This window comes from Priestia sp. ABM2_011, assembly GCF_056158845.1.
Window position 1 is genome coordinate 3,350,025 of record NZ_JBSWUB010000001.1, and the last position, 26,990, is coordinate 3,377,014.

The 26,990-nt window shown below is 38.9% G+C and carries 33 protein-coding genes and 1 riboswitch; of the genes, 5 read left to right on the forward strand and 28 right to left on the reverse strand.

Translation table 11 applies throughout. The features are described from left to right. Window positions 1-78: 78 nt before the first annotated feature. The 14 genes from rarD to ACXAE4_RS18065 all read right to left on the reverse strand — a co-directional run bounded on the left by rarD (window position 79) and on the right by ACXAE4_RS18065 (window position 11,007). Complete coding sequence (gene rarD, locus ACXAE4_RS18000; protein WP_154988949.1) at window positions 79-1,005, reverse strand: EamA family transporter RarD; 927 nt, start codon at window positions 1,003-1,005, stop codon at window positions 79-81. Window positions 1,006-1,143: 138 nt separating this feature from the next. After that, window positions 1,144-1,713 (reverse strand): cob(I)yrinic acid a,c-diamide adenosyltransferase, encoded by a 570-nt coding sequence (locus ACXAE4_RS18005; protein WP_289578878.1) that lies wholly within the window; start codon window positions 1,711-1,713, stop codon window positions 1,144-1,146. Further along, window positions 1,710-2,135, reverse strand: coding sequence for a bifunctional adenosylcobinamide kinase/adenosylcobinamide-phosphate guanylyltransferase (locus ACXAE4_RS18010; RefSeq protein WP_154988952.1), 426 nt, complete (start codon window positions 2,133-2,135; stop codon window positions 1,710-1,712). The genes ACXAE4_RS18005 and ACXAE4_RS18010 overlap by 4 nt, the downstream gene beginning before the upstream one ends. Beyond that, complete coding sequence (locus ACXAE4_RS18015; RefSeq protein ID WP_154988954.1) at window positions 2,087-2,701, reverse strand: histidine phosphatase family protein; 615 nt, start codon at window positions 2,699-2,701, stop codon at window positions 2,087-2,089. Before ACXAE4_RS18015 ends, ACXAE4_RS18010 begins: the two co-directional genes overlap by 49 nt. Beyond that, window positions 2,659-3,432, reverse strand: coding sequence for an adenosylcobinamide-GDP ribazoletransferase (cobS, locus tag ACXAE4_RS18020; RefSeq protein WP_154988956.1), 774 nt, complete (start codon window positions 3,430-3,432; stop codon window positions 2,659-2,661). Before cobS ends, ACXAE4_RS18015 begins: the two co-directional genes overlap by 43 nt. Beyond that, window positions 3,429-3,989: a bifunctional adenosylcobinamide kinase/adenosylcobinamide-phosphate guanylyltransferase gene (locus ACXAE4_RS18025; RefSeq protein ID WP_028413640.1), complete on the reverse strand. Its 561-nt coding sequence runs from the start codon at window positions 3,987-3,989 to the stop codon at window positions 3,429-3,431. The genes cobS and ACXAE4_RS18025 overlap by 4 nt, the downstream gene beginning before the upstream one ends. Continuing rightward, a complete protein-coding gene (gene cobD / locus ACXAE4_RS18030; RefSeq protein ID WP_028413641.1) occupies window positions 3,986-5,065 on the reverse strand; it encodes a threonine-phosphate decarboxylase CobD in 1,080 nt (359 codons plus the stop codon). The genes ACXAE4_RS18025 and cobD overlap by 4 nt, the downstream gene beginning before the upstream one ends. Next, window positions 5,040-6,026: an adenosylcobinamide-phosphate synthase CbiB gene (gene cbiB, locus ACXAE4_RS18035; RefSeq protein ID WP_154988958.1), complete on the reverse strand. Its 987-nt coding sequence runs from the start codon at window positions 6,024-6,026 to the stop codon at window positions 5,040-5,042. The genes cobD and cbiB overlap by 26 nt, the downstream gene beginning before the upstream one ends. A gap of 4 nt (window positions 6,027-6,030) precedes the next feature. Then, window positions 6,031-6,639 (reverse strand): adenosylcobinamide amidohydrolase, encoded by a 609-nt coding sequence (locus ACXAE4_RS18040; RefSeq protein WP_098112521.1) that lies wholly within the window; start codon window positions 6,637-6,639, stop codon window positions 6,031-6,033. Between the two features lie 88 nt (window positions 6,640-6,727). Continuing rightward, window positions 6,728-7,687 (reverse strand): ABC transporter substrate-binding protein, encoded by a 960-nt coding sequence (locus ACXAE4_RS18045; RefSeq protein WP_154988960.1) that lies wholly within the window; start codon window positions 7,685-7,687, stop codon window positions 6,728-6,730. 259 nt (window positions 7,688-7,946) lie between these two features. Beyond that, window positions 7,947-8,079: riboswitch (cobalamin riboswitch) on the reverse strand. A gap of 90 nt (window positions 8,080-8,169) precedes the next feature. After that, window positions 8,170-8,484 carry a thioredoxin family protein gene (locus ACXAE4_RS18050; RefSeq protein WP_013056696.1) on the reverse strand — a complete coding sequence of 105 codons (315 nt, stop codon included), beginning with the start codon at window positions 8,482-8,484 and terminating at the stop codon, window positions 8,170-8,172. A 188-nt stretch (window positions 8,485-8,672) separates the two neighbouring features. Continuing rightward, complete coding sequence (locus ACXAE4_RS18055) at window positions 8,673-9,275, reverse strand: YpjP family protein (RefSeq protein ID WP_028413645.1); 603 nt, start codon at window positions 9,273-9,275, stop codon at window positions 8,673-8,675. Between the two features lie 380 nt (window positions 9,276-9,655). Further along, window positions 9,656-10,435: a class I SAM-dependent methyltransferase gene (locus tag ACXAE4_RS18060; protein ID WP_071277089.1), complete on the reverse strand. Its 780-nt coding sequence runs from the start codon at window positions 10,433-10,435 to the stop codon at window positions 9,656-9,658. Between the two features lie 134 nt (window positions 10,436-10,569). Beyond that, a complete protein-coding gene (locus ACXAE4_RS18065; protein WP_154988962.1) occupies window positions 10,570-11,007 on the reverse strand; it encodes a BrxA/BrxB family bacilliredoxin in 438 nt (145 codons plus the stop codon). 241 nt (window positions 11,008-11,248) lie between these two features. Between ACXAE4_RS18065 and ACXAE4_RS18070 the strand changes: the two genes are divergently transcribed. Then, entirely contained in the window at window positions 11,249-12,133 is an 885-nt protein-coding gene (locus ACXAE4_RS18070) for a polysaccharide deacetylase family protein (protein WP_028413647.1), read from the forward strand. A gap of 30 nt (window positions 12,134-12,163) precedes the next feature. Here the strand turns inward: ACXAE4_RS18070 and ACXAE4_RS18075 are convergent, their stop codons facing one another. From ACXAE4_RS18075 to ACXAE4_RS18100, 6 genes are all read right to left on the reverse strand, one after another. After that, on the reverse strand, window positions 12,164-13,288 hold the full coding sequence (locus ACXAE4_RS18075) for a conserved virulence factor C family protein (RefSeq protein ID WP_154988964.1): 1,125 nt from the start codon (window positions 13,286-13,288) through the stop codon (window positions 12,164-12,166). A 63-nt stretch (window positions 13,289-13,351) separates the two neighbouring features. Beyond that, a complete protein-coding gene (locus ACXAE4_RS18080; protein ID WP_154988966.1) occupies window positions 13,352-15,250 on the reverse strand; it encodes an ABC-F family ATP-binding cassette domain-containing protein in 1,899 nt (632 codons plus the stop codon). Then, on the reverse strand, window positions 15,231-15,884 hold the full coding sequence (locus ACXAE4_RS18085) for an HD domain-containing protein (protein ID WP_475236545.1): 654 nt from the start codon (window positions 15,882-15,884) through the stop codon (window positions 15,231-15,233). The genes ACXAE4_RS18080 and ACXAE4_RS18085 overlap by 20 nt, the downstream gene beginning before the upstream one ends. A 124-nt stretch (window positions 15,885-16,008) precedes the next feature. Beyond that, window positions 16,009-16,485, reverse strand: a complete 477-nt coding sequence (locus ACXAE4_RS18090; protein ID WP_028413651.1) for a glutathione peroxidase — start codon at window positions 16,483-16,485, stop codon at window positions 16,009-16,011. 61 nt (window positions 16,486-16,546) lie between these two features. Next, the gene (locus tag ACXAE4_RS18095) at window positions 16,547-17,065 is read right to left on the reverse strand and encodes a hypothetical protein (protein WP_154988968.1); all 519 of its coding nucleotides are present in this window, start codon (window positions 17,063-17,065) and stop codon (window positions 16,547-16,549) included. 129 nt (window positions 17,066-17,194) lie between these two features. After that, window positions 17,195-18,883, reverse strand: coding sequence for a formate--tetrahydrofolate ligase (locus tag ACXAE4_RS18100; RefSeq protein ID WP_098999868.1), 1,689 nt, complete (start codon window positions 18,881-18,883; stop codon window positions 17,195-17,197). Window positions 18,884-19,234: 351 nt separating this feature from the next. Between ACXAE4_RS18100 and metA the strand changes: the two genes are divergently transcribed. Then, window positions 19,235-20,146, forward strand: a complete 912-nt coding sequence (gene metA, locus ACXAE4_RS18105) for a homoserine O-acetyltransferase MetA (RefSeq protein WP_028413654.1) — start codon at window positions 19,235-19,237, stop codon at window positions 20,144-20,146. 206 nt (window positions 20,147-20,352) lie between these two features. Here the strand turns inward: metA and ACXAE4_RS18110 are convergent, their stop codons facing one another. Further along, window positions 20,353-21,078 carry a hypothetical protein gene (locus ACXAE4_RS18110; RefSeq protein ID WP_028413655.1) on the reverse strand — a complete coding sequence of 242 codons (726 nt, stop codon included), beginning with the start codon at window positions 21,076-21,078 and terminating at the stop codon, window positions 20,353-20,355. 107 nt (window positions 21,079-21,185) lie between these two features. Here ACXAE4_RS18110 and ACXAE4_RS18115 point away from each other — a divergent pair, with 107 nt between their 5' ends. Beyond that, window positions 21,186-21,431, forward strand: coding sequence for a hypothetical protein (locus ACXAE4_RS18115; RefSeq protein ID WP_033578760.1), 246 nt, complete (start codon window positions 21,186-21,188; stop codon window positions 21,429-21,431). Window positions 21,432-21,441: 10 nt separating this feature from the next. On the opposite strand, the gene ACXAE4_RS18120 is transcribed toward ACXAE4_RS18115, so the two are convergent. From ACXAE4_RS18120 to ACXAE4_RS18140, 5 genes are all read right to left on the reverse strand, one after another. Beyond that, complete coding sequence (locus ACXAE4_RS18120; protein ID WP_034268305.1) at window positions 21,442-21,639, reverse strand: hypothetical protein; 198 nt, start codon at window positions 21,637-21,639, stop codon at window positions 21,442-21,444. 302 nt (window positions 21,640-21,941) lie between these two features. Next, complete coding sequence (locus ACXAE4_RS18125; protein ID WP_025752022.1) at window positions 21,942-22,184, reverse strand: hypothetical protein; 243 nt, start codon at window positions 22,182-22,184, stop codon at window positions 21,942-21,944. Window positions 22,185-22,214: 30 nt separating this feature from the next. Continuing rightward, window positions 22,215-22,415, reverse strand: a complete 201-nt coding sequence (locus ACXAE4_RS18130; protein WP_223260161.1) for a hypothetical protein — start codon at window positions 22,413-22,415, stop codon at window positions 22,215-22,217. 638 nt (window positions 22,416-23,053) lie between these two features. Beyond that, on the reverse strand, window positions 23,054-23,242 hold the full coding sequence (locus ACXAE4_RS18135) for a hypothetical protein (protein WP_014460480.1): 189 nt from the start codon (window positions 23,240-23,242) through the stop codon (window positions 23,054-23,056). A gap of 84 nt (window positions 23,243-23,326) precedes the next feature. Continuing rightward, window positions 23,327-23,737, reverse strand: a complete 411-nt coding sequence (locus ACXAE4_RS18140; protein ID WP_028413657.1) for a hypothetical protein — start codon at window positions 23,735-23,737, stop codon at window positions 23,327-23,329. Between the two features lie 160 nt (window positions 23,738-23,897). Between ACXAE4_RS18140 and ACXAE4_RS18145 the strand changes: the two genes are divergently transcribed. Together ACXAE4_RS18145 and ACXAE4_RS18150 are read left to right on the forward strand one after the other, a co-directional pair. Beyond that, window positions 23,898-24,629 (forward strand): polysaccharide deacetylase family protein, encoded by a 732-nt coding sequence (locus ACXAE4_RS18145; RefSeq protein ID WP_475236550.1) that lies wholly within the window; start codon window positions 23,898-23,900, stop codon window positions 24,627-24,629. Window positions 24,630-25,093: 464 nt separating this feature from the next. Further along, entirely contained in the window at window positions 25,094-25,258 is a 165-nt protein-coding gene (locus tag ACXAE4_RS18150) for a hypothetical protein (RefSeq protein ID WP_013056680.1), read from the forward strand. A gap of 122 nt (window positions 25,259-25,380) precedes the next feature. On the opposite strand, the gene ACXAE4_RS18155 is transcribed toward ACXAE4_RS18150, so the two are convergent. Then, window positions 25,381-26,076, reverse strand: a complete 696-nt coding sequence (locus ACXAE4_RS18155) for a peptidoglycan-binding protein (protein WP_221816773.1) — start codon at window positions 26,074-26,076, stop codon at window positions 25,381-25,383. 135 nt (window positions 26,077-26,211) lie between these two features. Beyond that, window positions 26,212-26,961, reverse strand: coding sequence for a Cof-type HAD-IIB family hydrolase (locus ACXAE4_RS18160; protein WP_028413660.1), 750 nt, complete (start codon window positions 26,959-26,961; stop codon window positions 26,212-26,214). Between the last annotated feature and the right edge of the window lie 29 nt (window positions 26,962-26,990).

The following is a 26,990-nucleotide window of genomic DNA, read 5'->3' on the forward strand; positions in this document are numbered from 1 at the left end:
TGACTTTTCCGTCTCCGTTTTTATTTCTTTACAGCAGACAAAAAAGCGCATATCTAAAGATATCCGCTTTTTTGTCCGTTAAGCTGAACGCCCTTTAAAGAATTTCGGCTGATGAGAGCTCATGAACTTAGTTTTAGATAAAATGAACATAACCGACCCGCCCCAAATGAACAAAAAGGCAATCATTTCCACGCTAGAAAACGGTTCGTGATACACGAATACCCCTAATAAAAGCGTCATGGTAGGAGCAATGTACTGTAAAAAACCGACCATCGATAGCGGAATAAGCGGGGCCCCTTTAGCGAAATACAATAGTGGCATAGCTGTAGCAACACCGCCTCCAATTAAAAGAGCACTCAGATCAAGCGACTGAAGGGAAAAACTTGAAGATCCTTTCACTAAAAGAAAAATAAAATAAATAACTGCAATAGGTGCAACCATCATCGTTTCAATCGTTAATCCTACTTTTGCTTCTAACTGAATAGTCTTTTTTACAAGACCGTACAAACCAAAGCTAAACGCTAAGCTTAATGATACCCATGGGATATGTCCGTATGTAACTGTCATAACGATAACACCTATAGCAGCCAATCCAACAGAAGCACCTTGCCAAAAATTAAGCTTCTCTTTTAAAACGACTATGCCAAGCAAAATACTAACGAGCGGATTGATGTAGTAACCTAAACTTGTTTCAATAATATGATTATGGTTAACCGCCCAAATGTAAACGAACCAGTTGATGCTGATCAGCACTGAAGCCACAAATAAAATGACCGCTTGTTTCGTATTACGAAATAATAAACCAAGCGTCTTCTTTAAAGAACTCATTTGCTTTGTTACAAGCAAAAGTAAAAGCATAAAAACAAATGACCATATAACGCGGTGAGCGAGTATTTCATTCGCATTCACCTCGCCAAGAAGCTTCCAGTAAAGCGGAAAAAGCCCCCACATAACGTAAGCGCTGGCTGTATAAACAATACCTGCTCGTTTAGAATCTTGATTCATTTCTCAACCTCTTTTCTTTATCTCTCTGTCTCTTATCATTATAGATGCATTTACCTCTTTTTTATAGCTTTATTTTGCCTATCGAAATAGCTCAAAAAAAAAAAAACGATCGCTTTTAGCTCGACCGTTTTTTATACGTTATTTTTTAGGTTGTTTAAATACTTTGGCACTGCGAATATACTCTACGTCTTGTACATTTTCTCGCGCGTTAGCGATTCGAGCCGCAGCAAAGAAATAATCGGATAAACGATTTAAATATTGAAGCACCGCCACATTAATTTTATGCTCACGCTGCACACCAACAACAAGCCGTTCTGCGCGGCGTGTAATCGTCCGGCAAATATGAAGCGTTGTCGCTGCAGGTGTGCCTCCAGGTAAAATAAAACGCTCAATGGCCGGCGCTTCTGACATATAGACATCAATGCACTTTTCAAGTACTGCTATCATGTCGTTCGTTACTTTGTACGGATGATCATCTTTTGCAAATGCTAAATCACTTCCACAGTCAAAAAGCTCATGCTGAATCGTAATTAGCTCTTCTTTTACATCTTTTAATGTTGCTTCATCCAGCTGATAAATCGCTTGACCTACAAAGCCATTTAGCTCATCAATCGTCCCGTATGCTTCCACTCGAATATCATCTTTATTTACTCTTCCTCCAATTAAGCTTGTCTGCCCTTTGTCCCCTGTTTTTGTGTAAATGTTCATTGTATTTCCTCCTTCAATCGATTAGCAATTCCGTACCAAATGTGATCTACTTTCTGGGCATGTGCCGCTAAATGCTGATACGCATACCCGCATTCATCTCTCCACTGCCGCTCTATTGGATCTAAAGGAACAATGCCTTTGCCGACTTCAGTTCCAATCACTATTAACTGTTCCCATACACCGCTGTCTCTCCACTTCTGTATGACCTTTTTAACAACAAGATGCGGAGCCTCCAGCTCGCTATGTATTAATTCCTTAACATAGTGCTCAAATCCTTCTAGCACAATGTAACTTTCTTCAAACTCAATGGCCGGTAAAACGGGGTCTTCATACAAACAATGCCATTTTATCAACTCACTGGCATACTGCTGCTTCACCCATTTTCTTTTGCCGGTAAATGCACCGCCGAATACGAAATGCATGCTCTTCTCTCCTTTGCCTGTTTGTATGTGCACGTTACTGAAAAACCTTCTCCATAAGGAAAAGAAACATCCCAAAGCGACGCTGTCTGTTTAAAATGGGACGCAAGTAAACGCAGTGGTCCGCCGTGTGAAACAATAGCAATGTGACGCAATTGCTGACTAGCCGCCAAATCGACCGCTTCTTCCCAGGCTTCCCAAACTCGGTTTGAAAATCCTGAGAAGCTTTCACCATTCGGAGGCGTATGTTCTGCCCAGTGATCGATCCAATTTCTATATGCCCGTATGTTTTTTAAATCTTCATACGTCTTCTCTTCCCAATCTCCAAAATGCAGCTCACGCCAACTTTCCCTTTTAATCACCTGAGATTTAGGAAAAACAATTGAACTTGTTTCTAGCGCTCTTTTTAAGTCACTGGAAATAACGAGCTCCGGCTCTAGAGAAAGCTCTTTTAATTCATTTTTCCCTTCTATACTTAAAGGCGGATCACTCCACCCTATATATTTTTTTTGTTGATTTTCAAGCGTCATGCCATGGCGAATACATGTGATAACCAAAGAATTATCCATAAAAACGTTTCTCCTCCTTCAATGGTTGCACCTATAACATCTCCTGTTACGCCACCAAACTGCGAACGATAAAACCGTATCCAGAGCCATAAAAAACCGACAAAGAAAAAGATAATGAATTTATTGTCTATAAAAACAATGAAAATAGCAACTAAGAATAGGCTCATGACGATAAATGCATAAATAGACCATTTGGTGACTCCTTTTTGAAAATAAGCAGCAAGCCCCGTATCTTTAGCGGGCTTATCTCTCATGACTAAGAAAGCGGCTCCGATTCTTGGAAGTGTAAAGACGGTTATACATGCCCAAACCGATAAAGAAGAAAGAGACGTTAATTCATAGATTGCACTAAAGCGCAGCAGAAGAAGAACAATAAGAGAAAGAATAGCAAAAGACCCAACGTGCGGATCGCTTAAAATCTGCAGTTTCTTTTCCTTTGACTGATGGGAAAAATACGCATCACTTACATCCATCCACCCGTCTACATGAAGACCACCCGTTAAAACAAGCGGCAAAAGCAAAACTAAAATACTGCTAACAATAGCAGTGATAGGTGAATAGTGAAGTAGCTGTAAAAAGCTATAAAACATTAAACCTAGTAATATGCCAATCCAAGGCAGGACAAAAAGTGAGCGTGCCGTTCTTTTTTCAGTCCATTGAACGGTTTTAGCCAGTGGTAAGATCGTAAAAAACTGAAGAGAGATTCGTAGTATGGCTATCCATTCTTTCATTTGCTTACACATTCCTTTCCTTTTTTAAAACGGGAAAGTCCCGCTTCTACACAAATAGCCACATCTGCTTTTTCTACAATATACTGATGTAATTTCCCTAACATATGCATATAGCTATATGTCGGCTCCTCTAACACGCCCGCTTCAAACAGTTCATTAGATACTAGCACGACCGTCTGAGACTGCGCAAACAGCTTATCGAGCGCTTCTATCATCTGACGAAAAACCTCTTGTTTGCCTTCTTTTGTTTGCCACCTTTTTTCGGTTAAAAAAAGCTCATTGGCAAGCCAGTTTGTGACACAGTCCAAGAGTATAGTATCATCACTTCGAAGGTTTGGAAGAATTTGTTGTAAATCTACAGACTGCTCGATCGTTGCCCAAGGCGTGTTCGCCGCTTGACGTTCTGTTTGATGAAGCTGGATACGTTTTTGCATTTCACTATCTGTTTGCCGGCTTGTGGCAATATAAACAGCGCGCTTTGTACAAAAAGTTTGAACCATGTTCTCCGCTGCACGTGATTTGCCGCTTCGAACCCCTCCGCTAATAAAGATGATCATATTTCATCGAGTCCTTGTTTGATTACGTTAAGTAAATAGTCATTTTCTTCTTTCGTTTTCACAGCCAAACGGATATAGCGTCCATTTAAAAATGGGAAGTTTTCAGTATGCCGAGCTACCACACCGCGGCTTGCTAAATAGATAAGCCAGTCGCGCGTTTTAATAGAAGACGGAACGCTGCAAAGATAATAGTTTGTTTGAGACGGAGAAACCAAAAGCCCCCATTCTTCTAGTTGACTCAAGATCCGTTTTCGTTCTTGTTTAATATAATGTACGGTTTTTTTCACAAAATCTTTTTCATCTACACATATCATCCCTACTTGCTGCGACAATCCGTTTACACTCCAAGGAGGCTGTTTTTTAGACATCTTGCTAATGATTTTTTCATTTGCCAAAATATAGCCAAGGCGAAGCCCCGCAATATTAAACATCTTTGTCATCGAACGCACAACAATGAGATGTTCATAGTTTAGAATAAGAGAATCAAATGAAGGCTGATGTTCGACAAAATCAATAAATGCTTCATCAATTATTAAGTATGTACCATGATGAGCAGCAGCTTTTACTACTTTCATCCATTCCTCGTGACTATACATAACGCCCGTTGGATTATTTGGGTGACAAATCCATAGTACTTTTATATCCGGAAGAATACTCATAATCAACTCTATATCCCAGCTCCAGCCATTTTCTTCAGCTAAAGGAACGTATGTCACTTCACATCCATACGCTTTACTTGCCTGTTCGTATTCGACAAACGTCGGCTGTACAATCCCCGCTTTCTCTCCTGAAAATAAAGAAGCAATAAGGAAAAACGCTTCAGCGGCCCCATTTGTGGGCAGCACTTGGGCAGCGGAAACATGATGATGAGCTGCAAGTTTATTTTTTAGTTCTGTTACTTCAGGATCAGGGTAACTAAACGCAGCTTCCTTGAATTCGTTCCACTTTTCGTGAAGAACAAGGGGAGCCCCTAAAGGATTTGTGTTTACGCTAAAGTCTTTTAGATGCGACAAATTCTCGGCCCCTATTGCTTTTAAAAAGACATTGGGGTTAGCTCCATGTGTAGGTAATAGCACTAATAACTCCTCCTAACAAAAGATAGAATAACCACGTAGCATAGACCGTCCTTTTCATAATGAAAACAGCTTGTTCAATATGACCGGCTTGCAGGGGAATGAGTGGTTCGCCCATTTTTGCACGATTAGATTCTATGCCTTTATATGTATTAAGCCCGCCGAGTTGAATACCTAAAAGAGCAGCCACTGCACTTTCCCCGTATCCGCTATTTGGACTTGGATGCTTCTTAGCATCGCGCTTAATCAAACTCGTTACATGCCAAAGAGAATATTGGCTTTTTGCTACATTGACAGCGGTCATCACCACTGCAGTTAACCGACTTGGAATATAGTTTAATACGTCATCAGTTTTTGCACTAAAATAGCCGAACAGAAAGTAGCGGTCATTTTTGTACCCAACCATCGAATCACATGTGTTAATAGCTCGGTAAAAAAAGGCTAGGGCTCCTCCTCCTATAAATGCATAAAAAAGCGGAGCTGTAATACCATCACTTGTATTTTCAGCCACGGTCTCTACCGTCGCTCTGGCAATTTCTCCTTCTGACAAACGATCTGTATCTCGTCCCACAATCATGCTTACTTCATATCTAGCTTTCTCCATATCTCCTAGCTGAAGCGGCTTTTGCACCTTATAAGCAGCTTCGCTTAAGGAACGAGTGGATATGGTAGTTGCAATTATTACGCCCTCTACTAAAACACCTAGTATAAAATGAACTCCGTACAAAGCATGGAGAAATAAGAAAGGAACAACTCCTGCGAGCACCACCATACTTATCACAAGAAGCAACCCTTTGAATCGTTTTCCTGCACCTTTATTTAATCTGGAATCCATCCAATAAATCCACTTGCCAAACCAGCGAACGGGATGCGGCCAATTTTCTGGGTCGCCTATGATTCGGTCAATGAGTAAAGCAATCGTCATGGCCGTCAGGTGTGCAATTATCGCTTGCATAATACTCATTTCTTCACCTCTTTCCCTTAAGTGCCTGCTCTAAGCTTATTTTTACCAGCTTGGCTACCGCTTGACCTAAAGCGGTCATAGAGCCTGCATATTCATATAATGGTCCTTGCTGAGACGCTGCAACTGAGATGCTGTCCGTAGATGTTCCCGTAGCAATCGTCTTTGTAGCTGGATCTATGACACCCAGCTGTGACAGCGTTTTTGTTTTGGCTTCTGTAGCGGCAATAAAAAGCTGTAAAAACGCAGCATCCGTAAGCGTGCCTTCCACGAAAAAAAACATATTAATTGTACCGGGAGAGGAATAGAACGGGACAGCTTCGTCAGCTGTAATATCCACTGCGTTTCCTACGCCAGCCGTTATCACGGAAGCTACTCTTACTCCGTAGCCTTCATAACAGTAAATTGCTCTTTCTTTTAACCAAACGGCTGTCATCAACCCTACGATTTGCTCATGGCGCACATTTTCTTTCATCAAATATTGCTCATACTCTAAAGAAGGAGTATCTGAATAATAGTCTTTATGAACAAATCGATTGTAAAAGGTGTCCGTTTCCGTGATGCCTGTTCCTAAAACGCCTGAGCTGTATGTTTTATAAGAAGTCTCGGTTTTCATGATTAAAAGCTCAGGCCGTTCTTCAATTTTAAGATGTGAAAAGGGACCAATCCCCTTTTCAATTCGAACTGGAATATGGTCCCTCTTTTTATTTATTGTACACCTCAGGGTATACTGCTTTTGCTAAGTCCTCTAAGCCATCTACAATACGAGGTCCTAAGCGGTTGATTTTGTTTTGATCAACCTTTTCAATATTCCCCTCTTTTACAGCAGTCATGCTGCTCCAAGCGGGACGCTTCATAATCTCATTTTTGTCTGCATCATACGTTGCGATAATAACGTCAGGGTTTAACTTAACAACTTGCTCTTCAGAAAACTTAACCCAACCCTTTTCACTAGCCGCTACGTTATCAGCACCGATCATAGTAAGCATTTCGTTCATGAACGTACCTTTTCCTGTTGTATAAATCTCAGGAGCTCCCGATACCTCTATCCATACTTTTTTACGATCTTCTTTTGAAATCGTTTTTGCTTTTTTCTTAATTGAAGCTACTTTTTCTTTCATGTCTTTAATTGTTTGATTAGCTTCTTTTGTTTTACCCGTTAATTTACCAATTTGCGTAATAGAATCATAAACCGTATCAAACGTTGTTGAATCTTTTACAACAAATACCGGAATACCCGCACTTTCAATTTGTTTAAATACTTCATCTGAAACGCCCATACTTGAAGCGTGTGCCAGCACTAAATCAGGATTTAAAGCAATAACTTTTTCTGCATTAACGTTCATATCTCCCACCTGCGCTTTTTTCTTTACGCTTTTAGGATAATCATCGTTGCTTGTGACACCGACTAATTCTTTTTCAAGGCCAAGGGCATATACAATCTCCGTATTACTTGGCATTAATGAAACAATTTTCTTAGGCTGTTTTTTCAACGTAATTTCTTTATCACGCGCGTCTTTTACCTTCACTGGAAACGCAGCTTGTGACGTTTGTTCTGTATCTTGCTTCGTTTTTTTATCACTGTTGCTTTGGCTGCCTGCACCGCATGCAGCAAGTACGATGACTAACAGCGCAATAATGGAATACGAAAGCCATTTTTTCATCTAAATACTCCCCCTATATATTGTTCATTGTGAATACGAAACCTCCACGTTAAAGAAAAAGCAAATGATCATGCAAAAAGCAGCGCTATCCCGTTTTTTCCGCTTTGACTATGTATACTGCTCGGCAGCAGCTTCAAAATAAAAAAGCTTTACTTTCAATTGAAAGCAAAGCAGGTAACGTCAAGATAAGCAGGAAAAGAATCCGTTCACTATACTTGATATGTATGTTCATTACCCTGCTTCACCCTTCCTCGAAGGTTTCACAGCTAACAATAAGGCAGGTCTCCTGACTTACGCACAAAGCGCTTACAGTGGCGGGACCGCGCTGGTTTTTCACCAGACTTCCCTTTTCACTCAATCTTTAAATTGAGACCTTATTGCTTTACGATTATTCACTTGTCCTAGTATACCCCACTCATCGAAAAATGGAAATAGCCATTCTCACAAAAAAAGCTGCGAGAATGCTCTCGCAGCTTAGGGAATTAAAGAGTTGCTAAAAATTCACGGACCGCTTCAGGCGTTTTAGCATTTGCACTGTGCAGGTGCGCAATTTTTTCACCGTTTTTATATACAAGAAGAGAAGGAATACCCATTACATTGTTTTCAGCAGAAAGTTCTTCAAACTCATCCTTGTCAATTTTAAACCATGCTTTATCTGTATTTTCGTCAACGATTTCATCAATAAACATATCCAAACGTTTGCAATCAGGACACCACGTTGTCGTAAAAATCCCAACGCTTAGTGTTTCATTCTTAATTTGTTCGCGAAATTGTTTTTCTTCCGTAAATTGTTTCATTGTGTTACCTCCAGCGTCTATTCGTTCCTTCCTACAATTCTATAGTAAGAAGTCTGACTTCATTATAAACGATTTTTTTATCGTTGTGCTAATGTTTCAGCTTATTTAGACCATAACGGTTTTAGACGTAAAAAAATGCTAGCTTAAAAAAGCTAACATTTCGAAATTGTAGAATGTTGTGTCTATTATCAGCTGAACCACTTAGGCGGCATGTTTCGGTTCCAATAAATTTTCCCTAAATCATAATGCTTTTGAAAATTATCTGCGGCCGCATGATAGTGAAAATTAAACCAGTATCCATCTTTTGGAGGATTTTCACGCCGTACATGAAACCGTATTAAGTCCTGACCGGTTTCCCGGTCATATACATGGAAAATCTTTTCACCGTAGCCAGCAGCAGGGTGCTCGCTTATCTCGAGATTCTGAATTGACTGTTCACGTTCAGTGCCAATGTCGGTCAGCACTTCTTCAATTTTAGGTAACACTGCTTGACGAAATTCATCTTCAATGACAGGACCAATTTTTGTTCCGAATTTTTCCACTGACTGTTTTTCAGCTGATTCCATTGCATACGTAACAAATGATGAAACGTCTTCATATTTTGGTTCTTCATATGGCAAATGAATATCTTCTATAACAGCTGTAACAGGAGTTGTTTCTCTTACATACCCTGCTTTATGTTGCTTGTCCGCTTTTGCATCATCAACGTATAAATATTCTGGTGGAGTGACAAGCCCAAATGTAAATACTGTAATAAATACAATTAGCATTCTTTTTATCCATCTAGGCATTCGTATCTTTCCTTTCTCATCTTTTCCCATATGGTCTTTTCATATTGTAAAATTCATTATCATAACTCACTAGGTATTGTAACATACTTATTAATTTTTTACCTATATTTGCTTATTCATTTATGCTGTCTACGGGCATTTGACGACTTTTCAGTTAGCACCTTCCTTCTTCTGTTTGAGGTTGTCACACCGAGCGGAAACCTATACAAGATATTCCTTTTTTGCTGGATGCTTAAACACAAAAGTATTTTTATGTTCAAAAATATATCATACTTTTATGAACTTTAGATGAAATTCATAAAAAAAACTTCCAAAACTTTTTAATTCCTAAAAGGTTTTGGAAGTCTTTTCAATGAGCGTAATTAATTTTACTTTTTTGGTTATTTTTGTATATCAATTGTCCCGTAATGAAATTTTGATGTTTTTCGTTTTTGCACAGTAAATCCATGCTCTTTAAAACGACTGCTTTTCCAATGATCTTTTAGCACGACCTTTTGTTTGGCTACTCTTTTTGCTTCTTGTATAGCCATTGGCGTCAGCGTGGTATACAGTGCTATTGCTTTAATACCGTTAATTCCATTCGATTCCTCAATTTGTTCTTGAAACATAGGGTCAAAGTAGACAACATCAAAAGAATTATCTTCACAACACGCCAAAAACGATTCAAAATTTTGATGAACCACGTTTATACGCTTCATTGCATCATTCAACTCTTGTACGTCACTTTCCCAATTTAAAAGTCCTTGTTTGACTAAATAAGCTACATAGCGGTTGCCTTCTAGTCCGACAACTTTCCCGCTTTTCCCTACCGCTGCGCTCGCCATCATACTATCCGATGCAAGACCAAGTGTACAGTCAAGCACGCTCATTCCTTTTTCTAAACCAGCAGCTTCAATAAACGGATCACGTTCTCCGCGCAGCCATCTCTTCACTCTAAACATAGCGGAGTTTGGATGAAAAAAAATAGGTTCCTCTTCGTTTTGAACGTGCAACTCTACTCTATTTTTACCGACAACCAGCACGTCTGCAGCTTCAATATTTTGAAGATCTGCAACAGATTTCTTCTCTCTTGTTACAAAAGGTATACTTAAATCAGCGGCTACTTGTTTGGCTTTTACAATCATCTGTTCATTTGTTCGACCAGCAGTCGTAACAATCACTTTCATAACTCCCCCTACACTGTTTGGCTATTTACATAAAGAAAAAGGATGCCGATAGACATCCTTTTTCTTATAAAGTATATGCGATTTTTCTTTAAAAATCTATATACTAGATGTGACAAAAGCAGGACATTTTATGAACAGTGCTGCTTAAAGCCATTTAAAATGTTTTCAAAAATAACTTCTAACGGCTGACCTTCAATTTCATGTCGAGGAATAAAATGAACAACTTCTTTTCCTTTTAAAAGTGCCATAGACGGTGATGAAGGCTCAATGTCCCCAAAATATTCACGCATTTTAGCTGTTGCTTCCTTATCTTGACCGGCAAAAACAGTTACCACTTGATCTGGTTTTTGCTCAGACTGTAAGTACGCTTGCGTTGCTGCAGGACGTGCTAAACCAGCAGCGCATCCACAAACTGAATTAACGACAACAAAAGTTGTTCCTTCTATGTTTTCCATAAAATCAACTACGGATTCCTCTGTTGTTAATTCTTCATAACCAGCTTGAGTTAATTCTTGACGCATTGGTTTAACTAACTGACGCATATATTCTTCATATGCCATTGACATATTAACATTCCTCCTAACAATCATTCACGCTAAAAGCATACTATAAAAACCAGGAAAAATCTAGCTACTCACTCTTCAAATCCTTATCGCTGTCCCGTTCTCCTTTTTCATTTGACAAAAAAAGATTAAAACCGGGTCATATCATCTAATTTTTTTCCATAAAAATGTCGATTTTTACTATTAATATTCCATTTTTTGTACTATAGTAGTAAATAGTAGTTTAGTAGAAAGGATTTTCAAATTGAACCAGCGATTTAAACCGAACAAACGATTTAAGCCAAACAAACGATTCTATGCATTTTTGTCTTTAGTGTTAGTGATCGTCGCTTCTTTATTTTTTATTACAGAAGCCAAAGGAAGTGAATCCGCTGCATCTCAGCAAGTCTTAGCATCTACTGCATTGCCGCTGAAAGAAGCTGCATCTTCAGCACAACCTGAGAAGCTGCTTAATACACTTCACCATAATATGTATGTAGGAAATACCGTGAACGATCAAAATCAAGCTCTTACACAGCCTGTTTACCTTACGTTTGACGATGGTCCAACGCCTGATACCCTTCACATTTTAGATGCTTTGCGTCAATATAACGTAAAAGCAACTTTCTTTATGTTAAAGTATCAAATTGACGCTCACCCTGAAATTGCTAAAAAAGTAGCACAGGAAGGACATGCCATCGGCTGTCACGGCGTCTCTCATGATATTCATGTCATGTATAGTGAAGACGGCGCCGCGTTAAAAGAAATGCAGGAGTGTCAAGCGACAGTTAAGAAAGTAACCGGTGTTGACAGTAAGTTAATCCGCGTTCCTTACGGCAGCGTTCCTTATTTAAAAGAGCCGCACCGTACAGAGTTGCTAAGCCACTTTAAATTATGGGACTGGAATGTAGACAGTGAAGACTGGGCACTTCGTTCTGCACCTAGAATTATTCAGGGCCTTGAACCTCATATTCAAGGGGTTAACTCCAACGGAAGAACACCCGTCATTTTATTTCATGACAAATCCTTTACGGCACAGTCTCTACCGACTATTTTGACTTACTTAAAACAGTCCGGTTATCAGCCTATTAAAATTGATAACACGATGCAGCCTATGCAGTTTCCAACTCCCGCTGCAAAACAGTCATAAAAAAAGATCATTCAAGTGAATGATCTTTTTTTATGCTTTTCTGCTTTCCGTCATTTGTTTCCAAACAGAACCTTTTGCTTCTTCTCCGCCTTCGATACGTTCAATCGCTAGCTTGATTTGTAAATCTACCTCAAATTCTTTGTCATTCTCTGCTGCTTTTAATGCAGGAAGAGCCGTCTCATCCCCTACCTCGTATAAATACATCGCTGCACGCCAGCGCACAAGCTTGTTTTTATCACCAAGGGCTTCACACATTGCCGGAATACCTTCTTCAAAACCTAAATCCGACATGCAGTCTCCAGCAGTACGGCGCACAGTGACTGATTTATCTTTTAATGCTTTGTATAAATAAGGCAGTACCGCTTTTGATTCAATCATTCCTAAGTAGACCGTAGCTAAGCGGCGAATAGATACTTTTTCATCATCAAGCGCTTTATTTAAAACGTCTAAATCAGCTTCTGTTGGATCCATTTGTTCTAAATGGGCATAGCGCACTGACCAATCGTTGTCTTCTAGCATCTCTTCTGTAACTTTATAGGTTTTACGCGGCTGTACCGTTTTTCCGCCTTCTTTTTCTTCTTGTGCATTGGCTACAAGGCGAGTTAATCTTTCTTGCGGATATGCTGCTGCTAATTCTTCCACTACTTCGTCTCCGATAGCCGCTAACTCTCCGTAACGAACGCCTTGTTCTTTCCATTTCCGTTCTAACACTACATTATCTGAAAAGCTTTGAAGCTCTGCTACCGCTTTTGCGAATCGTTCAGGCAGACCAAATCGCTTTTCTTCATTTCCATCCGTTAGCTTAACTTGCATTGGTACGTTTTTGAACATTTGAACGGACACATTGACCTCACCAAAATGCTCATTCATTTTGTGCTGTTCGCTGTTACTCTGCAAATCTTCACCAAACGCTGCACGAACTTGCGGCAAAATTTGCTTCCAGTCATATTTAGCATTTCGCTCTACTGCTAAGAAGTCCGCTACGTGATAGACTCCTTTTACCCCTTCTACTTTCAAGATGTCTTGAACAACTTCAGGCGCTGCTTCAGCATTTTTTTCCGTATAGTTATTGCTTTTTCCGCCTGATAGCACTTCGTCTAAATTAATTTTCATTGTATTCGGACTTGGCGTTGGCTCAATTGATTTAATGTTCATATCGTATCGTACTCCTCTCATTAAAATTGTAGCATGTGGCTTATACTCAGTCTAACGACTTGTTTACGCGTTTTCAATTTCTTCAATCAGCTCTGAAAGCTCTGCCCAGCGATCAAGCAGTGCATTTAATTCTTCATTTGCTTTTTCTTGTTCTAACGATAGGTTATGCGCTTTTGTATAATCGCTGCCCACCTGTTCAATTTCACTTGTTAAGCGTTCAATTTCTTCTTCTTTTGCTGCAATATGATCTTCGATTTCTTCCCATTCTTTTTGTTCTTTATACGTTAAGCGACGCTTTTTCGTTTTCTCCGGCTGTTTTGGCTTTTCTTCTTTCACTTTAGCCTGCTGAGCCATTGCCTGCTTCTTTTTCACCGCTTCTTCTAATTGATCTGTATAAGCGCCAAAATAAGTCGAAATGTTTCCTTCTCCTTCAAAGACAAGTAAGTAATCTGCTACTTTATCTAAGAAATAGCGATCATGTGATACCGTGATAACAACACCTGGAAATTCTTCGAGGTAGTCTTCAAGCACCGTTAGCGTTTGAGTATCCAAATCATTAGTCGGCTCATCTAGCAGTAAAACATTTGGCGATGTCATCAACAATTTCAATAAATATAAACGACGGCGCTCTCCTCCGGACAACTTTTGAATCGGTGTTCCGTGCGTATGTGAAGGAAATAGAAATCTCTCAAGCATTTGCGATGCAGAGATCATTTTCCCATCCGTCGTATGAACAACTTCTGCCGATTCTTTAATATAATCAAGCATGCGTTGATTCAAGTCCATATCATCGCTTTCTTGAGTATAGTAAGCAATTTTAACCGTTTGTCCTCTGTCAATTTCACCGCTGTCCGGCTCAATGCGTCCTGCAATCATATTCAACAGGGTAGACTTTCCGCTTCCGTTCTTACCGACAATTCCAATTCGGTCTTGTTTTTTCACGATGTGCGTAAAGTCTGAAAGAATGATTTTATTTTCATACGTCTTAGACACATCTTTTAATTCAAACACTTTTTTCCCAAGGCGGCTGCCTGCTAAACTTAAATCTAGTGATTCTTTTTCAGAAGAATCGAGTTTTCCTTCTAATTCATCAAATCGCTGAATACGCGCTTTTTGTTTAGTCGTACGCGCTTTTGCTCCTCGGCGAATCCAAGCCAATTCATTGCGATATAAGTTACTTAATTTTGCTTGAGTTGCTTTTTCCTGATCTTCTCGAATCGCTTTTCCTTCTAGAAAAGCAGCATAGTTTCCTTTATAGCTATATAAATTTCCACCGTCTAACTCAAAAATTCGGTTTGTAACAGCATCCAAGAAATAGCGATCATGAGTAACAAGCAATACGGCTCCTTGATATTTGGATAAATATTCTTCGAGCCATTTAACCGTCTCATAATCCAAGTGGTTAGTCGGCTCATCCAAAATTAATAAATCAGGTGTTTGAATTAGGCTTTGGGCAATTGACACGCGCTTTTTCTGTCCACCTGAAAGCTCACCAATTTTTGCACTCATATTTGAAATTCCCAGCTTCGTTAAGATCGACTGTGCGTTAGAATTGGCTTCCCACGCGTTCATCGCATCCATTTTCTGCTGTAAATCATACAGTGTCTGCTGGTTCTTCTCGTTTGCAGAATCTTGCTCTAACGCATACAGAGCCAGCTCATAGTTTTTTAATAAATTAAGAAGGGGCGTATCTCCGCTGAAAACTTGCTCTAAAACCGTTAAGTCTTCATCAAAATCCGGATGCTGAGGTAAATATGTCACGCTGTAGTCTTTAGCATGAATAATATCCCCTTCATCTCCCAGCTCTAGACCTGCGATAATTTTAAGAAGCGTCGATTTTCCTGTTCCGTTTACACCAATTAAGCCGATTCGCTCATTTTCCGTAATTGTAAACGTTAGCTGATGAAACAGCTCTTTTTCTCCATATGTTTTTGTTAAGTTTTCAACAGTCAGCATTTTCATAATGATAATTCCACTCTTTCTTAAATTGAACTAAAAATTCTTTCATATATGTATGTCGCTCTTGCGCTAGAGACCGTGCTGTTTGAGTATTCATTAACGCAGTCAGCTTTAACAACTTTTCATAAAAATGAGCAATAGCCGTTGATTTTCCGTGTCTGTATTCTTCCTCTGTCATCTCACTTCGTACAGCAATGTTTTCGTCATACAGATCCGTGCCTTTAGAACCTGCATACATAAACGTACGTGCGATACCAATCGCACCAATTGCATCTAAGCGATCTGCATCTTGAACAACTTGACCTTCAAGCGTGGCCATAGCCGGACGGTTGCCGCCTTTATATGACATCGTTTGTAAAATATGAACGATATGCTTGCAGTTCTCTTCTTCTACGCGCTGACTCTTCAGCCACTCCCGCACTTCTTCATACGCTTTTTCAACATCTTCCACTAGCTTATCATCTACCACATCGTGTAAAAGCGCGGCTAGTTCAATAACTTCCCGGTTGCCGCCTTCTTTTTTATATAAAAGCACTGCATTTCGACGCACGCGATCGATATGCTGCCAGTCATGTCCCGTCGTGTCATGCGCAAGCTTTGCTTGAACCCACTTTTCCGTCTTTTCTATTTTGTTCATTTGCTCACCTCAATTATATCCACCATTATTTTAGCACAAAGTAAGGCGCTCGTCTCACTGACAGCTGAGCACCCTTTGAAAACCCTGGCTGAAAAATAAAAAACAGATGGAGATCCACCTGCTTTTACAGCAATTCTTTTATATCTTTTTGAATATCTTTTGGTGCAGTTTGAGGTGCGTATCGCTTCACGACTTCACCTTGACGATTCACTAAAAACTTTGTGAAATTCCACTTTATCGCTTTAGAACCTAGCAGGCCAGGTGCTTGTTCCGTTAAGTATGCAAATAACGGATGTGCATGCTCACCTTTTACATCTACTTTTGCAAACATTGGAAACGAAACGCCGTAGTTTAACTCGCAAAATTGTTCAATATCATTTGAACTTCCTGGCTCTTGACCACCAAATTGATTGCAAGGAAAACCTAGAACCGTTAGACCGTTTTCTTTTTCTTCTTCATACAGCGCCTGTAAATCTTTATATTGAGGGGTGAAGCCGCATTTGCTAGCTGTATTCACAATCAACAGTACGTCACCTTGATAGTTAGATAGTGATACGTCTTCGTCTTTAATTGTTTTTGCAGAGTATTCATACACGCTCATTAAAACGCCTCCTTTTCTCTATTGTAATTCACTTTATTTCTAGAGTACAACTGAAACGCTCTTATGATTTGTCGTAAACAACCTTTAGCTGGTCAGTCGTTTGCAGCATATAATCAATCATTTCGATTAAATCTCCCACTTGATCTTCGTAAATAAATCGGTTAAAGGTCACCTCAATATTGTTTTCATATTCGTTTGCTCCAACTTCATGAGTAATACGCTGCTTAACCACTCTTGTTGTTCCCCAGATCCTTTCACACATTTCCTGTATGTTTTGAAACTCAGCTTCTTCAAACGGTTTTTGTTTTTTCAGCTGAAAATGAATATAAACTGTACAACCTGGTTTTTCTACACGGGAAGGCGTTAATTCCGCATGAATATTATCTAAGTCGGTTGATAAAGTTAGCGACGCGGTACAGCAAAAATGCTGTTGAAAAGAAATGCGGTACGTTCGAGTAAACTGAGCTAAGTCTACAAAATCTTCGCGATTCTTAACAGATACTTGCCCAGATAAGTCAAGATCATAGATCTCTCCTTCTACAACTACTTTTAAATTATCAAATACAATTGGATCAAACATTTCAACTACTTCCTTTTTTATAAAATACGAACAGTCAACTCTTCTTCTTTCTTGCCAAATTAATTCATAACATACCTGTTATTTTGTTTTATATCATAAGAAAAGCGATGCCAAGGCATCGCTTTTCTCTTAAAAAATACCTAGTGCATGTCCATTCTCGTCAATATCCATATTGAGCGCAGCAGGTTTTTTTGGAAGTCCAGGCATTGTCATAATTGAACCTGTTAGCGCCACGAGAAAACCAGCGCCGAGCGAAGGACGGAATTCCCTCACTGTAATCTTAAAATCAGTTGGTCGCCCCAGCTTCGTCTGATCATCACTTAACGAATACTGCGTTTTGGCCATACAGATCGGCAGGTGATCCCATCCGTTTGCTTCAAATTGCTGTATTTGCTTTAACGCTTTTGGAGCAAAATCTACGCCTTGTGCTCCGTATACGGTTTTAGCAATAGCTTCTACTTTTTCTGGAATCGAAGCTGACACATCATAAAGAGGAGAAAACTGACTTTCTGTCTCGTTCATGACCTCAAGAATTTTTTCAGCAAGCATGACGCCGCCTTCTCCACCTTTTTCCCATACTTCTGTTAAAGCAACTGGAACATTCTTTGAAGCGCACCAATTCATAAGCGCTTCTACTTCACCTTTTGAATCTGTTACAAAACGGTTCACGGCTACCACATAAGGAACGCCGAATGCCTGAATCGTTTCAATATGTTTTTCAAGATTTTCAATTCCCGCTTCTAAAGCCTCAATGTTTTCTTCATTTAAACGCTCTTTAGGAACGCCCCCATGCATTTTCAGAGCACGAATTGTGGCAACGATTACCACCGTTTCTGGTTTAATATCTGCCATACGAGCTTTAATATTCAGGAATTTTTCTGCGCCTAAATCTGCCCCAAATCCCGCTTCTGTTACTACATAGTCGCCTAGTTTTGCAGCCATTTTTGTTGCAATGACGCTATTGCAGCCGTGGGCAATATTAGCAAAAGGACCTCCGTGAATGAGGGCTGGAGTATGTTCCAACGTCTGTACAAGGTTTGGTTTAATCGCATCTTTTAAAAGAAGAGTAAGCGCTCCTTGTGCACCTAAGTCCGCAACCGTTACAGGCTCATTATCCATGTTGTAAGCTACAACAATGGACGCTAAGCGACGCTTTAAGTCTTGTAAATCTGACGCTAAGCAGAAAATAGCCATAATTTCTGATGCAACCGTAATATCAAATCCATCTTCTCGAGGAACACCTTGCATCGGACCACCTAATCCAACGACAACCTGACGCAGCGCGCGGTCGTTTAAATCCACCACTCGTTTCCACGTAATTTTACGTGTATCAATACGCAGTTCATTACCTTGATGTATATGGTTATCTAAAATGGCTGCCAGCGCGTTGTTAGCTGTTGTGATGGCATGCAGGTCTCCAGTAAAGTGTAAATTAATATCCTCCATTGGTAGCACTTGAGCATAGCCACCTCCAGCGGCACCTCCTTTAATTCCCATTACCGGACCAAGAGAAGGTTCACGCATGGCGACAATCGCTTTTTTACCTAATCTATGTAATGCCTGAGCTAAGCCAACCGTCACTGTCGACTTCCCTTCTCCTGCTGGAGTTGGATTAATAGCTGTAACTAAAATCACTTTTCCATCTTGTTTTGTGTGTAAACGTTCCATAACGGACAAAGAAAGCTTGGCTTTATAATGTCCGTACGGCTCTAGCTCGGCCTCTAAAATATCGAGCTGCTCGGCAATCTCTTTAATCGGTTTAATCGTTGCCTCTTGTGCAATTTGCAAATCACTTTTTATTTGCTTCTTAGTTGTCATATAAAAACCCCTTTTCTGCTGAGAATTCTTTTTAAACACTTCATCAAAAAAGGATAAAATCCGTTTTCTGGGGGAGATATGAAGTTTAATAAATACAGGAACGACTGCTCTATAAATTTTACTGAGTTTCAGTCATGCTAAAAAAGCATAGCAATGCTCCAATTTAACCTTATTGTACCATTTCATTTTAGCCATTACGCATATTAATGCTCTTTTTTTTCAAAATTCAATTGCTTAATATTCTGTATATTCCTATAATAGTATATTGTACATAAATGTTGAACCTCATCTTCACGTGAGAAAGAACATTTATACGCGTCATTACTTCGAAATCGAATAGGAGGAATTTTATTGCCTATTAATATTCCACGTGATCTTCCGGCAAAAGAAATTTTAGAAAAAGAGAGAATTTTCATCATGGACGACGTGCGCGCGGTTAACCAAGAAATTCGCCCGCTTAATATTGTTATCCTAAACTTAATGCCGGAAAAAGAAAAAGCTGAAACGCAATTATTACGTTTACTCGGGAACTCACCGCTGCAAGTGCATATTACACTTCTTTACACGGCAAGCCATAAAGCAAAAACAACGAGTAAAAATCACCTAGATCAGTTTTATAAAACGTTTGAACAAATTAAAGAACGAAAATATGACGGAATGATTATTACAGGAGCACCTGTAGAACATATACCATTTGAAGAAGTAAACTACTGGAAAGAACTTCAAGAAATTATGAATTGGTGTAAAACAAATGTGACTTCTACCCTTCATATCTGTTGGGGAGCTCAAGCCGGACTTTATCATCACTTTGGCATTGACAAGCGACCTCTTTCTGATAAATGCACGGGTGTATTTACACATGTTGTATCGAGTGAAGAACCCATTAAGCTGCTGCGAGGATTTGATGATGTCTTTTATTCTCCTCATTCCCGTCACACTGATGTAGACATGAATGAAGTAAAAAATCATCCTGACCTTGAGCTTCTTTCCTACTCTGAAGAAGCTGGTGTTTATATGGCGATGTCTAAAGACGAAAAGTTTGTTTTCGTGACAGGCCACCCAGAGTACGATGTTCAAACACTGCAAGAAGAATTTCTTCGAGATACAGAAAAAGGACTAGAACCAAAGCTTCCGGAACACTATTTCCCAAACAATGATCCTGACAAAAACCCTTTAAAAACATGGCGTTCTCATGCCAACCTGCTGTTTATGAATTGGTTAAACTATTATGTTTACCAAGAGACTCCATATCTGTGGGAATGAAAGAACCGATCTATCCCAGTGTTCAATTAAATTACGCATGCTCTTTTTCATGTTGAAACTGCAGCGGCCTAGAAATAAAATAGAAAACCTGTCGCTCGTTTAGAGCGCAGGTTTTCTATTTTATTTATTTCCTAATTAAAGCTTTTTTTTCAGAAATCCAGCTTCGACAACAATGATTTGAGAATCCAAAGTTTTTACTCTCTTCCTCATCCTTCTTCATCCTCGTCTAGCTTTGTTTCATCCATTTCCTTCTTTTGTTCTTCTATCATTGTGTCCAGCCATTCAGGCGGCTTTTCACCTTGGTTTTCATTGTATACTTCTGAAGCATCTTTTTCCTCTAAAGAGGATAAGATGTCATGTATATCATTTTGATTGCCCAAAATATTGCCAAATCCCTGACTCACTTTTTTATGACTTCTAAAATTTGTCGGAAAGTTATTACCAAAGTTTACAGCTGAAGCATCTTCGATTGTACCAATATGAATGTCCCCTATGCTAAAGATTGATTCTAGAGCCTGATTAGACTCCCTCATTTTTTCTGTATGGATTAGTTTGTAAGGGACACTTCTTTCATTAATTTTAACTGATATTTCAGAAGGACCCTTTTCTTTATTTTTTGCTTTATTATTCTGACTACCCGATTTCCGATTAACATCAGAGTCATTTGTTGTTTTTTTACCTTTCTTTCTCGGCGCTTGATATTGATTCGTTTGCGCAGGAAAAGTATTACCAATATTCAAAGTTCCACTAAGTTCCTTTACATCAATATGTTCTAAATAATAAGACAGTTCGTCCAAGTTCAGTGTTTCAACGTTCTTTATATCTAAATGAAAAGATTGGACCTTTTCTTTTGAAAGTTCATTTACGTGTTTTTCTAAGCTTGCGAGCCTTTTTTCAATGTTTTTGAGTATATTCAACACCTTTTCATCCATAGAGTTTGACCCCTCATTTGTTTTAACACTTTTAGCCCATTTACAACATATAGTAAGTAGTGTATTAGATAACTTTAATTAATGTCTCATATGTATCGGGAGGAATTATGAAAATAGATCTCCGTTCTCCGCAAATCATTTTTGATGACCTCACCGTAAATACGGTTAAAAACAACGCAGGAGTATTTATAGGAAAAAATATGCAAAAAAATTGGGAAACTACAATCAGCAGCAGCAATTCAGGTTTTGGCACAATTTCGGGAGATGATAATCAACTATCCTACAATACACATCTTGTTCTTGGTGAAGATGATGTAAATGACTCTTTTAAGCAGGCCGCAAAAGAAGCTTAACTCTAGGATTTTACTCATCATTTTTTTTAGGGGTTTTCGCCACGGTGGTATTATTTAAAATTTTATTAGAATGACCAACTATTTTTCCAAAACCGTCAGAAATTTGACTTTTATGACTCCATTTATATTGAATATTAACGCCATAAAATAGGCCTGAACTGTTTTGAATTTTATTTACTTTGATGGAATGATAATGAATATTGGCCATAAAAACACCTCACAGACAGCAATTTATTTCAGTTAATACCATATAAAACTCAAATACATGATCTTATGTTTAAATTCTTATCTGCTTCGTCTCTTTAATCATTTAAGCTTTTACGCCTTTTCTATGATATTTACTCCATTTACTATAAAAGTATTCCTCTCATTACTCTTGAGTGTTATTCCTCTAAAATAAGCTAGCAAAAAAACCATCTGTATAAAAGATGGTTTAAGCCTGTTACTCATATATCCTCCCCACTCTGCCAAAATAACCGATTGATAGAATGCCTAATTACTTTTACTTCTTTAACTTTGTGTAACAGGAGCATTGTTGAAATCTATGTGTTCAGAAAAATTGGAATCAACGACGTCATTATCGTTAATAACATTTACCATTTGAGAGGCAAAGTTATTATAGCCAATTATTTCACCAAACCCCGTATTACTTTTCCAATTCACTTCCCAATCTGATTGAGTATTTTCTCCTGTGAAAATACCAGAGTTATTAGAAATATACGTAACATTAAGATTAGTAAATTTTATAATCAACTTTTCTCAACTTCTTTCATCTTCTTTTTCCTAGAACTGAGAAACTGGCTGAGGATTAATATTTTCAGGCTGAGTAATTGGCGTATCACAAACATCCTGATCATTAATGATATTCGTGCTGCCCAATATAGCTGAATTTATAGCAAAACCGTTTCCTAAGTTAAATTTACCTTGGGAATTCCAATCTGGCTGGCTATTTTGACCTGAAGCAATTACTGAATTGGACACCATACTTACCACGTTTATTTGGTTGAAAATGACGGAAACAGGCATTAGTCCATTCCTCCGCTTTCTAAAATTTTAATGTAGTATATGCGTCCGTTTAAAGTATGGTTCAATTGATTTTCTGCAATTAACATGTTCGTTAAATCTATCGCCACTAAATTCATATATGTTCTTCTCGTAAACCCTTTGTACTCCCCTACCTAGTAAGTTTAAAACGGGAGTTTTTTAATCGCCCTGAATAAGGTGAAGCATTCAGGCATCACTTCTTCTTTGTAAGCGGCCATGTCTTGTAGTTTGTATTTAGAACATAGTTTTATCAAATAAAGAAAAGAGATTGAGACATCACGAGATCAATCCAATCCCAGAAGAAACGAACGGGATAAAAAATCGAGTATGAATCGCCTATGATACTGCTGTTGATTTCCGTGCAATACCTCACTTTTTATGGGATGATGATGAGCTTCCTCGCCGTTTGCGCTCCTTCGGCGAGTTCTTATCTATTTAGCTTTTCTACACCTTGTCCTTCAACCAACCGCTAGAATCAGCTACATACATAAGGTCTACGTTCAGCCTATCCATGAAAAAATCCGAACGATTCACCGCTCGGATTCTTCTTCAACTAATATACGTTTGTCTCAGCCTCTTTAAAGTTCTTTAATATATTCAATGACCGAATCTGGAAATTCGTTTCGAATTCCGCAATTCCCACAATAAAATCCGCTATATTCGTCTGTCGCAACGTACTGTCTTAAAAGAAACAATGTTAACCTGTTTGGGAGACCGCATTCTGTGCAAAACGCCAGGTATTTGCTGCGCTGTCTGTTTGCTGACATACGTTTCATCCTTTCGATTAACTATAGAAAGCGTTTTCTTATTTATATGGAGCTTTCTTATTAGTTTATGACAGCAATTACGGTCTACCTCCAATTATTGTCGCGACGAGAAGGGCGGAATAACCGCAGAATTAAATTAATTACAAGCACAATAGCCAAAATGTTAATTAATAATCCAAAAATCCCGCCCAGTGCACCCATATGACCAAGCAAACCGCCAAATAACATCCCTGCCAGACCGCCGTACAGCAGTCCACGAGCGAATCCTCCTCGTTTTGAACGGGTAACGCCTCGATTTACCGTTCCATTTCTGCGATTTGAAAAATTAGATCTCGGCTCATTTTGTCTAACGCTTGGCTGTCTATTAAACGACCGCTTCCCCGAACGATACGACCTTGCACTTACGTTATAGTCGTCGTGATAGGAAATATATTCAGCTAAGGGAGATAAACTTAGCGAAAAAATCAATGCTACGGCAATCATTATTTTTTTCATCTGCTTTTTCCTTTCTTCACCTAATAGTAACTGTTTATTATAGTGCGCTGTTTCATGCATATCATACGTTTTGACACAAAAGGGCATTTCAGCTTCATACAAAATTTTTAATCGGGTATCATAACGTTATACTTTGCCCTAGAAAGGAGCGTGCATGTACATGATACGAAGAATTAGTATACTGCTGTTCACACTGTGCTTCTTATTTAATGGAGCCCTTCCTGCACTATGTAAAGCGGAACAAGTAAAAAATGTAGCTGTGCGTGACCGTTTGCTTTATCAAGGTAATAACCATCTAAAGCAAACCGCCCTAACATTTGATGATGGACCATATCCGCGCTTTACTCCACATGTATTGGATCAATTGAAAAAGCATGGTATTAAAGCAACCTTTTTTCTTATTGGGGCAAAAGCTCATGAACATCCTGAGCTGGTGAAGAGAATGGTAGCTGAAGGTCATGCTGTTGGAATTCATACCTATTGGCACCCCAATTTACTAAAAGAATCGACTGAAAAGTTTCACTGGGAAATTGCCAAAACTCAGGCTATTATTAAAAACATTACCGGTTTTGAAACACAGCTGTTTCGTCCTCCATATGGAAATTTAACGCAAGAAATGATCAGCGAGCTGCCAAATGAAAATGTCTATGCGATTAACTGGTCTTCTGATTCATTAGACTGGAAGCAAATCCCAGAAGCAGAAATCACCAAGAATGTATTTAAGAACATGCACGCCGGAACAATTGTTTTGATGCACGACGGAGGCCATTGGACCATGGACCTTTCCAACACCGCAAAGTCGCTGGATACCATCATTCCTAGACTTAAACAAGAAGGATATCATTTTGTGACCGTCCCAGAACTTTTGCACATCCCTTATCCAAAAAATTAAGCTCCAACGAGTTTCTGATATAGAAACTCGTTGGAGCTTTACGATTTCCCTTAATAGAAAGTAAATATGCCCCTCCTACAAAAAGTGCGTGTCAAAAGATCTAATTAAAATCCATCTTAAAACTCAAAGATATGCCTTATTTCTTCAAAACGTTATCATACTAAAGATACAAAATGAGGCATTCTTTTTTTGTTCCATCGCTCTACAATAGAGGGAATTTAAGGATAACCTCTAAAATAGGTTTTAAGTTGCATGATTAGGAGTAAATATTACTATAACTACTCTCATATTTTTAGACAAGCTGCATATGTATAAAATGAGAGAGTCGAACGCATTCCACATATCCCTAAATTTCTTCTTCTCACAAAAAAATTGACGAACTTTTTTTGTCAACAGGTGCGTATAGATATGATAGAATTCCTATATAATGACCTGGATTCATTTCTAAACAAGGAGTTTTGACTATGATTAATGAACAAGAGACGTTGTTATTTATTAAAGAACTTGGCCGCTTGTTGAAAGACTATCAAAACTGTTCAAACGCCTCTGTAAAAAGTGAAATATATAAAGATATCGTGTTGTTGAGCAATGTTATCCAGTTAGATCACGTGAACGTTTCTTACGCTTAGAAAATCCTTTTTATTTCTTTATAAATTTCAGTTTTTCTACTATAACTACAGAAAAGGAAGAAAAGAGACGATTTCCATCCATCTCTTTTCTTCCTTTTCTCGTTATCGTTTTTTATGGTTATTCAGAACATAGTTTTATTAAAATTGCTATAGAGTTTTTCTAGTGTCTTCGGTCCAACTATTCCATCTACCTGCAGATAAAGTGCTTGTTGAAAAGCTTTTACCGCTTTGAGAGTGGCAGACCCGAATATACCGTCTGCGCCTCCAGAAAGAGAATAACCTAAGTGAATAAGCATACGCTGGATTAACTGTACGTGATTTCCTCGATCTCCGTATTCAATTAGCACTCTTGAAGCCTTTTTCGTCTGTTTCTCAGGTTTTTTTCCACTTCGAAGCTCCGACAAAGATAAACCGAATGTATATTGAAAATGAGGGTAATCTTTTAAGCTTGTCCAATCTCCTCCCCATTCCAACCCGATCCTTTTTCCTACCTCTCCCGCTTTGTTCCATCTTCGATCAATGGTCCAGTCAACTTTTCCGTCGTTATCAAGCAGCGCAATATCAAAAGCTAGTCCATAATTATGATAAGAATAGCCGCCTTTGGCATTAGTCACGATACTTCCTGGTGTTGTTCGGCCTTGTGAATATAGTTTGTGCTGCTGCTCTATCGATCTAAATCCTTCAGTGATCACAATAAATATACTTTCTTTATATGCTTGCCTAATGAGTTCGTACGCTTTTTCTTGCACTATTTCATGTACATTCTGCAGCTTATTTTCTGCTTTTTTTAACAGCTTGTCTAATGATAAATCGCTCATACTCCCCACTCCTTAACTAGATGGCTTCTCCTTATATATACGTATAAGACGAACTCTAAGGGAGGCATCCAGTATCAGTTTATGCGGAAAGTAGTTAAGTGGTGCAACAGTGACGCCTGCTGTGTAGAGCTGCTGTTATTTCAGTACCCAGTGGCTGATAGCCTTCGCTACTCCGTTATTGACATTTGTATCTGTCACCCAGTCCGCTGCTTCTTTTACAGCTTCCTGAGCATTTCCCATGGCGATTCCACAACCTGCCGCTTCAATCATAGCCATATCATTTAAGCTGTCTCCCATTGCAATGACTTCATCCATTGAAATGCCCAAACGTTCACATACAGTCATGATCCCTTTTGCTTTGTTAATACCAAGTGCATTAATTTCTAGATTCGTTAAACTAGAATTGCTGATTTCAAAATCTGAAATGCCTGCTATTTGTTTCAGCACTTCTTCTCGTAAAGCATCATCTGGAATATCGTAGCCAAACTTCAGCCATTCCTGTGAAGCAATATCTTCTGGAAATTCATCTCTCCATACTTTATCCGTCGTCACAGCCCAGAAGTTAAGCTTATGCTCTTGCGTTAGATTCCACATTTTCTCAATGTGTGAAGCATCAATTAACTTTCGTTCTACAAGCTGTCCAGATTCATCCCAAATTTCACTTCCGTTTACTGTAATAAGGTAAGAAGACAGCTGAAGAGACTGCGCGTATTCACGGCATGTTAAAAGAGATCGCCCCGTGCTTAATACCACATGAACACCTTGTTCTTGAGCTTTAGCAATGGCCGCACGATTTTCTTCAGAAATTTCTTGCTGATCGTTCAGCAGGGTTCCATCCATATCTAGTGCAATCAGTTTAAATTCTTTCTTTTCATTTGTTTGCATCTTTCTCTCTCCTTCTCATCAATAGTAAG

Excerpts from the sequence above, each read along its gene's own strand:
- rarD (WP_154988949.1), bottom strand. The coding sequence starts at position 1,005 with ATGAATCAAGATTCTAAACGAGCAGGTATTGTTTATACAGCCAGCGCT.
- ACXAE4_RS18005 (WP_289578878.1), bottom strand. The coding sequence starts at position 1,713 with ATGAACATTTACACAAAAACAGGGGACAAAGGGCAGACAAGCTTAATT.
- ACXAE4_RS18010 (WP_154988952.1), bottom strand. The coding sequence starts at position 2,135 with ATGCATTTCGTATTCGGCGGTGCATTTACCGGCAAAAGAAAATGGGTG.
- ACXAE4_RS18015 (WP_154988954.1), bottom strand. The coding sequence starts at position 2,701 with ATGGATAATTCTTTGGTTATCACATGTATTCGCCATGGCATGACGCTT.
- cobS (WP_154988956.1), bottom strand. The coding sequence starts at position 3,432 with ATGAAAGAATGGATAGCCATACTACGAATCTCTCTTCAGTTTTTTACG.
- ACXAE4_RS18025 (WP_028413640.1), bottom strand. The coding sequence starts at position 3,989 with ATGATCATCTTTATTAGCGGAGGGGTTCGAAGCGGCAAATCACGTGCA.
- cbiB (WP_154988958.1), bottom strand. The coding sequence starts at position 6,026 with ATGAGTATTATGCAAGCGATAATTGCACACCTGACGGCCATGACGATT.
- ACXAE4_RS18040 (WP_098112521.1), bottom strand. The coding sequence starts at position 6,639 with ATGAAAACCGAGACTTCTTATAAAACATACAGCTCAGGCGTTTTAGGA.
- ACXAE4_RS18045 (WP_154988960.1), bottom strand. The coding sequence starts at position 7,687 with ATGAAAAAATGGCTTTCGTATTCCATTATTGCGCTGTTAGTCATCGTA.
- ACXAE4_RS18050 (WP_013056696.1), bottom strand. The coding sequence starts at position 8,484 with ATGAAACAATTTACGGAAGAAAAACAATTTCGCGAACAAATTAAGAAT.
- ACXAE4_RS18055 (WP_028413645.1), bottom strand. The coding sequence starts at position 9,275 with ATGCCTAGATGGATAAAAAGAATGCTAATTGTATTTATTACAGTATTT.
- ACXAE4_RS18065 (WP_154988962.1), bottom strand. The coding sequence starts at position 11,007 with ATGTCAATGGCATATGAAGAATATATGCGTCAGTTAGTTAAACCAATG.
- ACXAE4_RS18075 (WP_154988964.1), bottom strand. The coding sequence starts at position 13,288 with ATGAACATTAAATCAATTGAGCCAACGCCAAGTCCGAATACAATGAAA.
- ACXAE4_RS18080 (WP_154988966.1), bottom strand. The coding sequence starts at position 15,250 with ATGAAAATGCTGACTGTTGAAAACTTAACAAAAACATATGGAGAAAAA.
- ACXAE4_RS18085 (WP_475236545.1), bottom strand. The coding sequence starts at position 15,884 with ATGAACAAAATAGAAAAGACGGAAAAGTGGGTTCAAGCAAAGCTTGCG.
- ACXAE4_RS18090 (WP_028413651.1), bottom strand. The coding sequence starts at position 16,485 with ATGAGCGTGTATGAATACTCTGCAAAAACAATTAAAGACGAAGACGTA.
- ACXAE4_RS18095 (WP_154988968.1), bottom strand. The coding sequence starts at position 17,065 with ATGTTTGATCCAATTGTATTTGATAATTTAAAAGTAGTTGTAGAAGGA.
- ACXAE4_RS18100 (WP_098999868.1), bottom strand. The coding sequence starts at position 18,883 with ATGACAACTAAGAAGCAAATAAAAAGTGATTTGCAAATTGCACAAGAG.
- ACXAE4_RS18110 (WP_028413655.1), bottom strand. The coding sequence starts at position 21,078 with ATGGATGAAAAGGTGTTGAATATACTCAAAAACATTGAAAAAAGGCTC.
- ACXAE4_RS18115 (WP_033578760.1), top strand. The coding sequence starts at position 21,186 with ATGAAAATAGATCTCCGTTCTCCGCAAATCATTTTTGATGACCTCACC.
- ACXAE4_RS18120 (WP_034268305.1), bottom strand. The coding sequence starts at position 21,639 with ATGGCCAATATTCATTATCATTCCATCAAAGTAAATAAAATTCAAAAC.
- ACXAE4_RS18130 (WP_223260161.1), bottom strand. The coding sequence starts at position 22,415 with ATGGTGTCCAATTCAGTAATTGCTTCAGGTCAAAATAGCCAGCCAGAT.
- ACXAE4_RS18135 (WP_014460480.1), bottom strand. The coding sequence starts at position 23,242 with ATGTCAGCAAACAGACAGCGCAGCAAATACCTGGCGTTTTGCACAGAA.
- ACXAE4_RS18140 (WP_028413657.1), bottom strand. The coding sequence starts at position 23,737 with ATGAAAAAAATAATGATTGCCGTAGCATTGATTTTTTCGCTAAGTTTA.
- ACXAE4_RS18145 (WP_475236550.1), top strand. The coding sequence starts at position 23,898 with ATGATACGAAGAATTAGTATACTGCTGTTCACACTGTGCTTCTTATTT.
- ACXAE4_RS18150 (WP_013056680.1), top strand. The coding sequence starts at position 25,094 with ATGATTAATGAACAAGAGACGTTGTTATTTATTAAAGAACTTGGCCGC.
- ACXAE4_RS18155 (WP_221816773.1), bottom strand. The coding sequence starts at position 26,076 with ATGAGCGATTTATCATTAGACAAGCTGTTAAAAAAAGCAGAAAATAAG.
- ACXAE4_RS18160 (WP_028413660.1), bottom strand. The coding sequence starts at position 26,961 with ATGCAAACAAATGAAAAGAAAGAATTTAAACTGATTGCACTAGATATG.